The following is a 14,035-nucleotide window of genomic DNA, read 5'->3' on the forward strand; positions in this document are numbered from 1 at the left end:
ATTGCATTATACATTAACTACACAATATAGGTGGAGGATAAATGAAGCAATATATAATAATCCTGATTCTGCTTGCCTGCAGTTTGTTAACAGCTACAACACTGCAGACCTTTTATACTAATGGTTCTACTTTACAGGCACATTTTGAGGGCTTGAGACAAGAGCCGGTTTTGCCTGAAGAAATGGATGTTGAAGATAGTGAATCTGCTAATAGCGCTGTTATCACTAAAACTCTTGCCTTTCCTTTTGAAGAAGCGGATTTGCAAATTTCGGCTATGGTCTGGAATGTTTTTGATGCGGAAGGCAATTATTTATATAATGAACAAAGGCATTTAGAAAACGCTGTTTCTCTTGTGCAGGGTTTCACTTTTAGAGAAATGCGCGGTTATACGATTCGGATAGAAACTCAAATAACAGAAAACAATATTATCCGGACTTTAAAGGAACTCAATTTTTCCTTAATCGGCTCTTATCCGCTTCAAATTCCTGCCTTTCTTTCCCCCGCTTTTATTGATGCCTACAAAGCTTTAGCGGATAATTTTCAAGATTCCTATTTAAGGGATATACCCTTCAGCCGTCCTAAAATGCTGATTATAACTCACAGCCAATTAACAAACTATCAACAGGACTATATTGCCTGGAAAAAATCAATCGGTTTTGATGTTTATACGGCAAATAAATCAGATATCGGTTCCACCGTTCAGGACATCAAGAATTTCATCGCCAATCATTATCAGACCTATAAATGCGACTATCTTTTCCTGTGGGGTGATGTGAATGGAACTTATGCCATTCCTACGAATTTTATAGTTTCTCCTGAATATCCTACAGAAAACGATGCGGATGATAATTATTACACAATGCTGGAAGGAGATGATTACTTTCCGGAAATGATTGCGGGCAGATTTTCCTTTGCCGATGCCAGCGAATTTATTACAATGATAAATAAAACCATTGCTTACGAAAAAACCCCTTTTATGACAGATACCAATTGGATGAAAAGAGCTCTTGCCGTTGCCGGAAATTATGCTGAAGGAGGTTTAAGACCTACTACTCCTATATATATGTCTAAATGGTTGAGAGATAAAATGCTTAATTTTGGCTATACTCAAGTTGATACTGTTTTTTGTCCTCCAACTTATCCTGGAACAACCAGTATTCAACAGTCCATCAATCAAGGTGTCCAATTTATCAGTTATCGTGGTTGGGGTGATGCTAACGGTTGGCATTATCCTTCTTTTCACATTCCCGATTTGACCAATACTTTTAACGGTGCTAAAATGCCGATTGTGTATTCCATTGTTTGTAATACAGGTGATTTTGCCAATACTGTAAACCCGAATTTCGGTGAAAAATGGATGCGTATGGGAACGATGTCCAATCCGGGAGGTTGTGTTGCTTTTGTGGGTCCTTCCGATTTACATACTAAAACCCGATTTAATAATTCTATTGCCAGTGGAGCTTTTCGCAGTATTATGGATTGGGATGTGCGTAGTTTCGGTTCCAGTGTTTTGATGGGTAAAATTGAACTCTACAAGAACTTCCCTAATGACCTTGCCCCCAATCAGTATGTTGCTTTTTACTTTCATGTGTTTAACATTTTAAGTGATCCCAGTTTAAATATGTGGGTTTTAGTGCCCAATCAGATTCCAGAAACCGTAATTGCCAGTGGACTTACTTTTCAGCAAAGTGACAGTCATATCAGAATAAATGCCCCTAACTTGAATAGCGGTATAGTATCCGGAACCAAAGACGGCATCAACTTCAGTTATGCTCCTATTGAAAATGGTTATGCTATTTTGCCTATAGACCCCAATGTGGAAGGCAATTTAACCATAACCGTCAGCAAAAAGAATTATGTTCCTTTAGTGAAGCAACTAACTTTGCAACCGGATGCCACTATCGGTATTGTTTCTAATAATTTAGCTAATACTATTCTGGCTCCGAATGAATCATATTCCCTTGGCTTACAGCTAAAAAATTTCTCCAGCCAGGCGTATAATAATATAACTGTTAATCTTGCCTGTAATCATTCAGCTATTATGATTGATAATCCTAATGCTACTATCACTTCTCTGAATCCAGAAGCAACTGGGTCTGTAAATTTCCTTTTTATTACCACCGGAGCTATTAAACCCGGTGCAATAATTGATTTTACCGTTACTTTGAATAATCCTTCCGTTACTTGTTTGTTTCAGTTAGTTGCCGGTGGAGCTAAAATTCAGGTAATCAATTATGAAGGTGTTTTAGAAATAGGACAGGCAAATAATATTACTTTCACGGTTACCAATCTGGGCAATTTTACGATGGAAGATATTGTTTTACAAATACAAGCACTTACACCTGCTGCCATTGCTCAAAACAACCCTATTGCTCTTGGTTCTCTGGCTCCCAATGAAGTTAAACAGTTTACAGCAACAATAACTTTGATGAATGATGTCTTCCCCGGAAATAATATCCCTCTGCGTTTTGATGCCACTAATGCAGAGGGCTACAGTTACTTTAGTTTTTATGCAATTACAGCTGGCACTCCTGGAACTGATGCTCCTACAGGACCTGATGAATATGGTTATTTTGCTTATGATTCTACCGATCTCGGTTATCCTTCAACTCCCATTTATGAATGGATTGAGCTTGATCCTGAAGGAGGCAACCTATTGGGTAATGTCTTCTTATGTAAGGATGATTCTGTGAAAACGGTTCCTCTGCCTTTCACTTTCCGTTTTTACGGTGTTGATTATGATAGCGTTACAATGTCTTCCAACGGTTGGATTTCTTTTATTCCTACGGATCAATCCGATTTCTATAATTGTTACATTCCTGCTGCTTTAGGTCCTTATGCTATGGTTGCTGGTTATTGGGATGACCTTAAAGGAATGAAAACAGGTGAGGATGAATCAGGTAATCCTATTTTTGCTAATATGCGTATTATCTATTGGTATGATTCCGCCAATAATCGTTATCTCATTGAATGGAACAAAGCATACAATCAATATACTATAGATTTGGGTCCCAATGCTTCTATGGAAAAATTCCAGATTATCCTCTATCCTAAACTGGAACAAGATGGCGATATTATAATCCAATATCATACGGTTGATAATCCTGGAATAACTACCAACTATTGCACTGTGGGAATTGAAGACCATAATCAATTACGCGGTTTAACTTACACCCATGCCAATACTTATCCTGTAACGGCAACTCCTTTGACTCCAGGTTTAGCTATTAAATTCACTACTACCTGGCCTGATAATTATGTAGCCAATGAAGATGAGACCTTGCCTGTTCCCGTATGTAACTTACATAACTATCCCAATCCTTTCAATCCGGTTACAACGATATCCTTTACCGCGCAACAAAAAGGGTTTGCTACCCTCAATATTTATAACTTGAAAGGACAGCTAATTAAAACCCTGCTAAAGGATAATATTTTATCCGGTGAACATAAACTGATTTGGGACGGAAAAGATAATCAGGGAAATAATGTTGCCTCCGGGGTTTATCTCTATAAACTGAATATGAATGGCAGTTCCCAAATCAAAAAGATGCTGCTGCTGAAATAGGTGAACGGGTGAACAGTGAAAGGTGAATTTACCCCTCACTGTTCACTTATTTACTTTCCCAACTATATCTTTCAGTTTAAGTTGTTTTTCCAGACAAAAAGAGGATAATCCCTCATAAACCTTATCCACAGCCAAAGGGTCTATAAAATTAGCTGTTCCCAAAGCAATCATAGATGCTCCAGCCCAAAAGAACTCCAAAGCATCCTGCCAATTATAAATTCCCCCCATAGCAATAACAGGAATTTTAACAGCTTGAGCGGCACGATAAGTTAAAGCCAAAGCTAAGGGTTTAATTCCGATTCCGCTATAGCCACCGATTCCTTTTTTAATCCTTGATTTTCCATTACGGTAGTCAATTGCCATTCCCCAAATAGTATTGATTAATGATATTGCAGTAGCACCCCCTTCTTCAGCAGCTTTGGCAATAACAGCAATATCCGTAACATTGGGACTTAATTTTACTATCAATTCTCTTTCCGTTAAAGGTGAAAGAAGTGCACATAGTTTATTTACAACATCGGGATCAATTCCGAAAGCTATACCTTCATTTTCAACATTGGGACAGGATACATTCACTTCGTAGCCGGAAATTCCCTCTTGTTTTTCCAAACATTCCAGCATTTGAACAAATTCCTTTAACGAAGAGCCGGAAAAACTTACGATTAAAGGAACAGTAAGGGTTTCACGCAAAACAGGCAAGTCCTCAGCAATAAACTTATCCAACCCGGGATTTTGTAAACCGATGGAATTCAGGAGTCCTGCTTCCGTTTCATATAAACGCGGAGGCGGATTTCCTTTTTTCGGATAGCGGGTAATAGTTTTACAAACATAAGCACCTAAATGATCCTGCTCAATAAAATCCAGGTTTTCCAAAGCGAAAGTGCCGGAAGCAACAGTAACAGGACTATTCACTTTAAGCCGTCCCAAAGAGGTCTGCAGCGGATTTAGAATTTGTTCCATAATACCTCCCCGGCATTAAAAACAGGACCTTCTTTGCAGACCCGTAAATAATTCCAGTCGTTTTCTTGGCCAACAGGAATGGCACAACCGTAGCAAACACCTATTCCGCAAGCCATATATGCTTCTATTGAACAATAATGTTCAATATTCAGTTCGGTAGTTATAATTGCACATTCCTTCAGCATTGGAACAGGACCGCAACTATATACCAAATCAATCTTTTTTTCTGCAATCAATTTACTAATTCCTTCTGTAACCATTCCTTTTTTACCGAAACTGCCATCTTCTGTCCAGACCTCATCACAGGGAAAAACATCACTTTGTCCAGAACCGCCATGCACCCAATAAAGCAAATTATGTTTAATTAATTTCTTTTGCAAATACCACAAAGGAGGATAGCCAATACCTCCACTAACCAGTAATATTTTTCTTCCCGTAACTAAAGGAAAACCGTTTCCCAAAGGACCTATAAGCTCTAAAAGGTCACCGGCTTTCAGTTTATAGAGAGCATTTGTTCCGGCACCCACTTTTTTAATAAAGAAACCAATTCTCCCTTCAGCATTGTCATAAATGGAAATGGGTTTAAAGAGTTTAGGCAGAGAGCGTGTTTCTTCCGCATCGGCAATACTATAGTGAGCTCTGATTTGGAAGAACTGTCCCGGCTGGCATTTTTTTCCCAATGCCTCATCCCAAATCCACAGGATAAAATAGTCCCCGGAGAGTTCTTCCCTAAAGTATATTGCTCTTTCCAGAAATTGTGGCTGGGATTTATTCATTTTCACTATCCAGATAAGTTATTTTGCCATCACAGATAGTACACATCACCCTTCCGGGAAACCATTGATTGAGCCAGGGAGTATTTTTGCTTTTGGAAAGTATATTTTCCGCGGAAAAAAGAGTTTCCTTTTCCAGGTCTATAACAGTTAAATCGGCTGTTTTTCCTTCAGCTAAAATTCCCCCGGGCAAATTTAGGATTTTGGCTGGAGCAGTTGTTAATGCCTCAATTAAACGGTTGAGGTCTATCTGCCCTGTCTGCACCAGGTTTTTATAGAGCACAGGAAATGCTGTTTCCAAGCCAATTATGCCAAAGGGAGCCAAGTCAAATTCCCTTTCTTTTTCAAAATCCGCATGGGGAGAATGGTCTGTAGCAATGCAATCAATTATTCCTTCTTGCAATGCCTGAACACAAGCCCGACGGTCTTCTTCACTCCGCAGAGGAGGTTTCATTTTAGTATTAGTATTAAAAGTTAAATTTGCCTCTTCATTCAGCACCAAATGATGAGGTGTTACTTCACAGGTAACAGGAAGTCCTTTATCTTTAGCATTTTTTACCAGTTCTATAGAGCGCGCCGTAGAAATATGGGCAATATGTAATTTAGCTCCAGCACTTTCAGCGAGCATAATATCCCGAGCAATTATCACTTCTTCTGCCAGACCAGGAATTCCGCTAAGTCCAAGTTTGGTAGCAACTTTTCCGGAATGTATCTGTCCCTTTCCGGCTAAGGAATAATCTTCAGGGTGAATAATTACCGGCAAACCAAAGTTACTGGCATATTTCATACAGGAAAGCATTAATCGTGCATTCTGCACACATTTACCGTCATCGGAAACAGCTACAATACCTCCTGCTTTCATTGTTGCCATTTCAGCAATTTCTTCACCAGCTGACTGTTTCGTAATAGCTCCAATTACATAGACCTTGGCAGAGCCATAATCTTTAGCCCGTAATTGGATATATTCTACAGAAGCAATATTATCGGTAACAGGTTCAGTATTTGGCATCGCACAAACAGCTGTAAATCCACCATGCGCAGCGGCTTTAGTTCCTGTAACAATATCTTCTTTATAGGTTTGTCCCGGGTCTCGTAAATGCGAATGCAGGTCTATAAAACCAGGAAACACACAAGCGCCTTTGGCATCTATAATTTTATCTACCTTGTCTGTAAGGTAACTGGAGGATGCTGTTCCTCCGCTAATTTTTACAATCTTCTTTCTCTCAATTAAGATTTCCCCTTTTATGAAATTTCCCTTTTGATAGATATTGGCATTTTTAATTAAGGTCTTCATTGTTTTTTTCCTCCTTATGCTTTTCCACCTAAGATTAAAAACATCAAAGCCATTCTAACTGCAACTCCATTGGCAACTTGTTCCACAATGATACTATGATTGCTATCTGCAATTTCCGGCAGAATTTCCACTCCTCTGTTCATAGGACCGGGATGCATAATTAAAGCATTCCTTTTGGCATATTTCAAGGTTTCTTTGGAGAGAACATAGTGTTTGCTGTATTCTTCCAGAGAGGGGAAAAGCCCTTCCGTCATCCGTTCCAACTGCATTCTTAAGCCCATTACAACATCGGCATCTTTTAAAGCTTTTGCTAAATCATATTCTACGCGGCAGTCATAAACACTTTCCATATTTCCTGGCATCAAGGTTTTAGGTCCGCAAACAGTTACTTTGGCACCCAGTTTTCCCATTCCAATTAAATTACTACGCACTACGCGACTATTTAAAATGTCGCCTACAATGGTTATTTTCAGCCCTTTCAGGTCACCTAATTTTTCCCAGATAGAAAAAATATCCAGTAGTGCCTGTGTGGGATGTGAATGTTTGCCATCTCCTCCATTGATAACTGGTTTACCGGAATATTTATTTACCAGTTGTGGGCTTCCGGGACTGCTGTGACGAATGCAGTAAAGGTCAATGCCCATTGCATTTAAAGTGTAAACCGTATCCTGTAAACTTTCTCCTTTCTGCAGAGAGGAAATGGAGGACTGAAAACTGACAACATCTGCACTTAAACGATTGGCAGCCAATTCAAAACTCATTCGCGTGCGGGTGCTGTTTTCTACGAATAAAGTGCACACTGTTTTTCCCCTTAAGGTAGGAATCTTTTTGTATTCCCGCAAGTTGATTTCTTTCATTCCCTTAGCTGCTTCCAGAATGAACATAATTTCTTCCCGGGAATAATCATCCAGGTCAAACAGAGAGCGTCCTGCAAATTGTGGTGTTGAGGTCATATTTTCTCCTTTCCAGCTCACCGGCTGTGATTAAAGGTTTTGTTCCCTTTTATTAGAAATTCCAATTTGGTCAAGTGAATTTTTTGATTATATTATAAGGTAATTACATTTTCTGTGTAATGGAGTTCAAAAGAGCGAATAATAAAGCTTATATTGAAATAACCGAGTTTCAGGTAAAAAAATTGCTTGCCTAAATTGAGGGCTTTTGTAAAAAAGGAATTTAGGTATCCTGATTTTTGAAGGAGAGAAAAATGAAAAGACAGTTATGTGTTATTCTAATGTTATTACTGCTTAGTTCCATAACCGCCGTTGCTTTACAACAATATAAGGATGTAAACAGGAAACCTTATGCAACGGACCTAATAAAAATAAAGCTTAGTGCTGAAGCAGTAAGTAGAGCAAATCTTCCTATGGGACTTTACGCTGAAAAATCCAAAACCGGAATTAACGAACTTGATCAATTGATGTCCCAAACCGGGGCTACAAAAATAATCCGGGCTCACCGCAACATAAAAAACACCAGTTGGGAACAGCAAACTGGTTTTGATCGCTGGTTTTTACTGAAACTGAATGGCAAAACAACTGTTGAAGAAGCTATTAAACAATTTAAAGCCAATCGTTACATAGAAACAGCCATTCCTGAATATATCGCCTATCCTGCAGCGGTTCCCAATGATCCTTATTATACTAATAACTGGGGTCATAATAATACAGCTCAACTTCCTGGTTATACAGCTTATGGTCATACCGGTGCAGGAGTTGGCACTGTCGGTTTTGACAGCGATGCTCAGCTTGCCTGGAATCAAAGTCAGAGTTATGGTTCAGCCAATATTATAATAGCGATTATTGATTCCGGAGTAGATACTGCGCATCCGGATTTACGTTTAGTAGCCGGTTATGATTTTGGTGATAATGACAGCAATCCTATGGACAACAGTGCAGAACCAGGACATGGAACTGCCTGTTCTGGAATTGCTGCAGCCAAAGCAAATAACTCTTTAGGCATTACAGGAATTGCCGGTGGCTGTAGTGTTATGCCTTTAAAAGTAGCCGATTCCGATGGGGATATGTATTTTACAGCCATAGAGAATGCGTTAACTTATGCGGCTGATAATAATGCCCATATTGCCAGTATGAGTTTGGGGGCAACAGATGTAGCAGAAGGAGATTCTCCTTCCACCGATGCTGCCTTAAATTATGCTTATAATGCCTGTGTAGTTATTTTTGCGGCTACAGGCAACGAAAATAATTCTACAATTTCGTATCCTGCCAATCAAACATCCGTAATCAGTGTTGGCGCTGCCAGCCCTACAGGTCAGCGAAAAAGTACCTCCTCTTCCGATGGAGAATATTGGTGGGGTTCCAATTACGGAGTAGCTACCCAGAATAATAAAAATGCCGTGGATATTATGGCACCGACAATTTTACCTGCTACCGATCTAACGGGAACAGGTAATGGTTATAATACCAGCGGGGATTATTATTTGTGGTTTAACGGAACTTCCTGTGCCACACCTTATGCTGCTGGAGTTGCTGCGTTACTGCTTTCCAAAGACCCTTCTTTAACTCCTGCTCAGATTTTTTCCATACTTACTTCATCTGCTACCGATATGACATCTGACGGAGGAGTTGGTTGGGATAGATATACCGGTTATGGAATGGTAAATGCCAATGCAGCTTTAAATACCATTCTGGGTGGAATGCCTTCCTGCACAATTACCTCCCCTGCAAATGGTGCTACTTTTGCTCTCAATTCTACTATTACTATCAATGTAAATGCTGAAGACATCAATGGCACAATTACTTCCGTGAAGTTTTACATCAATAACACTCTTTATAATACGGATTATTCTGCTCCTTATACTTGGGACTGGAATGCTACCGGATTCATCGCTGGAACCTATATCATTAAAGCAGTGGCAACGGATAATAATAATAATGAGGCAACCAATGAAATCTCTATATTTTTAACTCCACCTGTTTCAGAAGCTATTATTGGCACAGGAACCTATATTACCGAAGCTACAAGCGCATCACCTGTTAATGTATGGTACAAAAGTTTACACGGTCAATCCGTTTATACTAAAGCAGAATTAAATGCTGCTGGTATCTTCGGTCCTGTAAATATTACCCGGCTTGGTTTTAATATAGTTGGTTTACCCTTAGTTTCAATGCCTAATTTCGTCGTCCGTATGAAACATACAACTGCAGATAATGTCAGCTCCTGGATTAATGCAGATAATTTAGTGACGGTTTATTCTAATCCCAATTATTTACCTACTGAAACCGGTTGGAATATGTATAATTTTTCCATTCCTTTTGAATGGAATGGAGAGGATAACCTTTTAGTAGATACTGCTTTTGGAGTGGCAAGCAGTTATAATCGTTCAGGGACTGTTCAATTTACTTCAATAGGAAATGGTTATCGTTACATAAGAAATGATGATAACGATCAGACCAATGTTTTTTCAGGAGGAGAAACATCTTTTCAACGCCCCAATATTAAGCTTATTGTAGAACAAATTACTATCGGTCCTCAAATTTCAGTAAACCCAAGTTCTCTTGATTTTGGCGGTATTCCTGCAGGACAAACCCAAACCAGGCAATTTACCATCCAAAATTATGGTAATGAAACCTTAAGCGGAACAATCACAACTCCCGAGGGTTTTACCGTTTCGGATAGCTTAAGGATAAATTTACTGACAGCGGATAACAATGCTCTTAGCCGCAATACATTTAGTTTTACTATCCCTGCCGGTACATCCAATACTTATATTTTAAATTTTTCTCCCCTTACGGCAGGAAGTTATAATGGAAATGTAATTATATCCAGTAACGCTGAAAACAATCCTCTTATTCATTTACAAGTTACCGGCAATGCATATCTTCCTCCGGTAATAGAAGTGAGTACCAATTCATTGACGGCAACCTTGGATGCAGGCACCCAGACAAATCAAATCTTCACTATTTCCAATAGGGGTGGTTTGCCCTTATCTTATCAAATCTCAATAAGCGAAGATAGCGTTTATCCTCAAAAGATTACCCAAGCTGATAAAAGTATTGCAGGCAGCACCTTAACATTGAACTACGCTGATTATGAACCGGGTGCAACTTTGGATTGGACATTCACTCTCTATAATAATAGCACTGATGCTGAATGGCTGAAAGATTTATATATTACTTTCCCGCCAAATGTGCTTGTCAATTCCGCTACCAATTTTACAGGCGGAACTGAAGATATGCTTCCTGATTTAACTTCCGGAAATGGCATCACAATTCACTGGCACGGACTAACAACCAGTGGCTGGGGAGTTGTTCAGGGTGGACAATCTGCCACCGCAACTGTAAATGTAACGATTCTTCCTGTCTTTTATGGAGACCTTATTCTGTCTTACACTATTCAGGGTGATGTTTATGGCAGTGAACCGCATCAAATAGATGGTCAAATTACGCTTAGTCAAATCGTTACTACCATTCCCTGGTTTTCTCTTGAGCCAATGCAGGGGGAAGTTCTTCCAGGTGAAAATGCCACCATAACCTCGTATTTTTCTGCCTTAACTACCCAACCCGGAATATATAATGCCCTCTTAAACATCGCTTCCAATGATCCTTTTCAACCACTTACAATCCTACCTGTTTGTATGAATGTTCTTCAACCCAATCATCCTCCGGTGATAAATTTACCGGAAAATTTCTCTTTCAATGCCAATGAATCATTATTAGTGGATTTTACTCCTTATGTAAGCGATCCAGATAACGATCCCTTAACCTTAACTTGTAGTGGAAATACCAATATCAATGTTACCATCACCGGTTTGCAGGTTAGTTTGAGCTCTTTGCATAACTGGTATGGAACTGAAATTATCACTTTTACTGTGTCCGACGGAATGCTTCAAGATAGCGATTCTTTAATGGTAATTGTTTTGCTGAACATTACTTCCGGAGTAATTGTGGATTCAGATAATTTACCTGCTGTCTGGACAATTGACAACTCTCCTTTTAACATTACTGAGCCCATTGTTGTTGATAGCACTCAAAATATAACTTTTGAACCAGGGATCGTTATTCAAGTGTGGAATGATGAACCCATCAATGTTCTCGGTTCCATTTCTGCCAATAATGTCACTTTTGCACCTGGCTTTCCGGATTTGCTTTGGGGTGGTTTGGAAATTACAGGAACGACAGGAAACCGAACAGAAAGCAATATTACCAACTGTGAAATCCTGAATGCTGTCAATGCTATTACCGTAAATAATTGTAGTCCTGTTATTAACACTGTCTATATAGCCCCCATAGATACCACTGCTTTAATTAACGGCACCGGAATTATGGTTACAGGTGTTGCCAGTCCTCCCATAAATAATGTTACCATCTTAAGCTATCACACCTGTATTCAAGTTGTTCGGGATGCCGAAATCCTTCCTAATGAGCCATTTATCAATAACATAGTGCTACGAAATTCTTCTGTTGTGCCTCGCCAGGAAGAGGAAAATACGAAGGGTATAGTAATTGAGGGTAATAGCAATGTAATTATTTCAAATGCCGAAATAAAGGACTATAATACAGCTATCAAGGTGGAAAATACCAATGTTCAGCAGTCCGCAACTCCTTCCTTAAGTCATATCCGCATTCGTAATACAAGTAGTACCTTACGAAATGAAGATAAATGCGGAATTGAACTAAAAGGCAATGAAAATGCTGTTTTATATGATGTCAGAATTGAGGAATGCAATAAAGGAATTAAAATAGAAAATACTGAAACGGGAGCGTCTGCAACTCCTTCCTTGGATTTTATCCGTATCCGCAATACCAGCAGCACTTTAAGGCAGGAATTGGAGAATATTGGAATTTTGGTTGAGAGTAATGTAATACCTGTTTTGCGCGATGTTCAAATTGAAGATGCGGAAACAGGTATACAGATTAACGCGGGAGGAAATCTGGACCTGAAATATTCCCTTCTTCTAAATTGCCAAACAGGTCTGAAAAACTATAGTACGGAACTGATGCCTATAACCCATAATAGCTTTGTTATTGAAGAAGACCAAGTGCCACCTGATTTTTTACAGAATTGTGTAGCTCTCTCTCTGAATAATATACTTAATTTTGAATTTAGCAATAATACCCTCTATGGTTATCCTAAAATCGCTGTTGTTAATTCTGCCCATCTGAATTTTATCAATAATATTGTCTGGAGCAATTCTGCCCTGAATAATCCCTTTGAATGCGTAAGCGGAACTTATAATGTTACTTACAACGATATTAACTATGGCAGTCAGGTCTTTCCCGGAACTGGTAATATCAATGCCAATCCAAACTTTGTGAATGCTTTGGAGCTTGATTTTGCATTGCCATATAACAGTCCTTGTATTGATGCCGGGTGTCCTGATTCGGAACCAGACCCTGATGGAACTATTGCCGATATAGGATGCTACTATTATCATCATTGTGCCGTTTTTGAATCGCCGGAAGGTCCTTTCTATGTTCAACAACCTCTTCAGTTTATCAATAATTCCCTTGGGCATAACACTCCCGAGAGTTATGCTACCTGGCTTTTGAATGGAATACCTGTTTCCAACGACTATAATCTGAACACGATTATTGATACCTGGGGTGAATACGATTTGCAGCTGGTAATGACTTCCGGACCCCTTGTGGATAGCAGCAGTGTTTTTCAATTTAATGTAATTGATGAAACACCACTTTCTCCGCAAAATGTGGTTTTAGAGTTCTTGGAAAACAACTATATTTTACGGTGGGATGCTGTTACTCTTTCCGTATCCCAAACTCCTATTACGATTACTAATTACAAAATTTACGCCAGTGAAAACCCCTACGGAACTTATACCCTCTATCAAATAGTGCCTGCCAGTAGCAGACAAATTAACCTGAACCTGTCTGAATTTGGCTCTAAACGCTTTTTCAAGGTAACTGCCGAAAAGTAAAAAATATTATGTAGTAAACGGAAAATAAGGTTGAGAGGGTTAAGGAGGTTGAGATGCCCTCAGCTCTCTGCCCTTAGCCCTCCGCTCTTTGCCCTCTGCCCAAAATCCCGTCAAAATTTTCAAAAAACAATATTTCTCGCGTATACTTCTTTTTTACCATTTTCACTCCTTGTCTGAACTTCTCTTTCTGTATATATATAAACAGGAAACTATTTCACCTCTTTTGGCTTGCTTTACCCTTTTACAATTAAGTAACAACCAAGTAACAACTCCCTAACGAGACAACGGAAGTGTTACGGAAGTGTTACGGAGTCGTTAGAGAATTTACTATATAACAAGCAATTACATCAATAAAACGCTAAGGGACAAAATATATACTTAACTTCCTTATATTTAACATAATTAAGATAAAAAATAGTTTCCTGGATAACCAGTTTTTTTAGCACATTATAAAAGAAGAAAATGCAGATAAACGGATCAACAGGATTTAATTAAAAATAATTATGATCCCATTAATCCCATTGTCATTCCTGCGAAAGCAGGAATC

Annotated in this window: 6 protein-coding genes; 2 read left to right on the top strand and 4 right to left on the bottom strand. The window is 39.0% G+C overall.

Translation table 11 applies throughout. From position 1 onward, the window contains the following. The first annotated feature begins 41 nt into the window (after positions 1-41). A complete protein-coding gene (locus CLOAM_RS06180) occupies positions 42-3,566 on the top strand; it encodes a C25 family cysteine peptidase (protein ID WP_015425021.1) in 3,525 nt (1,174 codons plus the stop codon). Positions 3,567-3,608: 42 nt separating this feature from the next. Here the strand turns inward: CLOAM_RS06180 and CLOAM_RS06185 are convergent, their stop codons facing one another. From CLOAM_RS06185 to CLOAM_RS06200, 4 genes are read right to left on the bottom strand one after another with little or no spacing between them, the layout of a single operon-like run. Next, the gene (locus CLOAM_RS06185) at positions 3,609-4,526 is read right to left on the bottom strand and encodes a dihydroorotate dehydrogenase (protein ID WP_015425022.1); all 918 of its coding nucleotides are present in this window, start codon (positions 4,524-4,526) and stop codon (positions 3,609-3,611) included. Then, positions 4,511-5,302, bottom strand: a complete 792-nt coding sequence (locus CLOAM_RS06190) for a dihydroorotate dehydrogenase electron transfer subunit (protein WP_044279013.1) — start codon at positions 5,300-5,302, stop codon at positions 4,511-4,513. Before CLOAM_RS06190 ends, CLOAM_RS06185 begins: the two co-directional genes overlap by 16 nt. Then, positions 5,295-6,593, bottom strand: a complete 1,299-nt coding sequence (locus CLOAM_RS06195; protein ID WP_015425024.1) for a dihydroorotase — start codon at positions 6,591-6,593, stop codon at positions 5,295-5,297. The genes CLOAM_RS06190 and CLOAM_RS06195 overlap by 8 nt, the downstream gene beginning before the upstream one ends. A gap of 14 nt (positions 6,594-6,607) precedes the next feature. Next, entirely contained in the window at positions 6,608-7,546 is a 939-nt protein-coding gene (locus tag CLOAM_RS06200) for an aspartate carbamoyltransferase catalytic subunit (protein WP_044279014.1), read from the bottom strand. A 251-nt stretch (positions 7,547-7,797) separates the two neighbouring features. Here CLOAM_RS06200 and CLOAM_RS09495 point away from each other — a divergent pair, with 251 nt between their 5' ends. Then, the gene (locus CLOAM_RS09495; RefSeq protein ID WP_083774678.1) at positions 7,798-13,488 is read left to right on the top strand and encodes a S8 family serine peptidase; all 5,691 of its coding nucleotides are present in this window, start codon (positions 7,798-7,800) and stop codon (positions 13,486-13,488) included. Positions 13,489-14,035: the final 547 nt, after the last annotated feature.

This window comes from Candidatus Cloacimonas acidaminovorans str. Evry, assembly GCF_000146065.2.
GTDB classification, from domain to species: Bacteria; Cloacimonadota; Cloacimonadia; order Cloacimonadales; family Cloacimonadaceae; genus Cloacimonas; species Cloacimonas acidaminivorans.

Bases quoted from the DNA above. Each gene is read 5' to 3' on its own strand.
- CLOAM_RS09495 (WP_083774678.1), top strand. From the start codon at position 7,798: ATGAAAAGACAGTTATGTGTTATTCTAATGTTATTACTGCTTAGTTCC.
- CLOAM_RS06180 (WP_015425021.1), top strand. From the start codon at position 42: ATGAAGCAATATATAATAATCCTGATTCTGCTTGCCTGCAGTTTGTTA.
- CLOAM_RS06200 (WP_044279014.1), bottom strand. From the start codon at position 7,546: ATGACCTCAACACCACAATTTGCAGGACGCTCTCTGTTTGACCTGGAT.
- CLOAM_RS06195 (WP_015425024.1), bottom strand. From the start codon at position 6,593: ATGAAGACCTTAATTAAAAATGCCAATATCTATCAAAAGGGAAATTTC.
- CLOAM_RS06190 (WP_044279013.1), bottom strand. From the start codon at position 5,302: ATGAATAAATCCCAGCCACAATTTCTGGAAAGAGCAATATACTTTAGG.
- CLOAM_RS06185 (WP_015425022.1), bottom strand. From the start codon at position 4,526: ATGGAACAAATTCTAAATCCGCTGCAGACCTCTTTGGGACGGCTTAAA.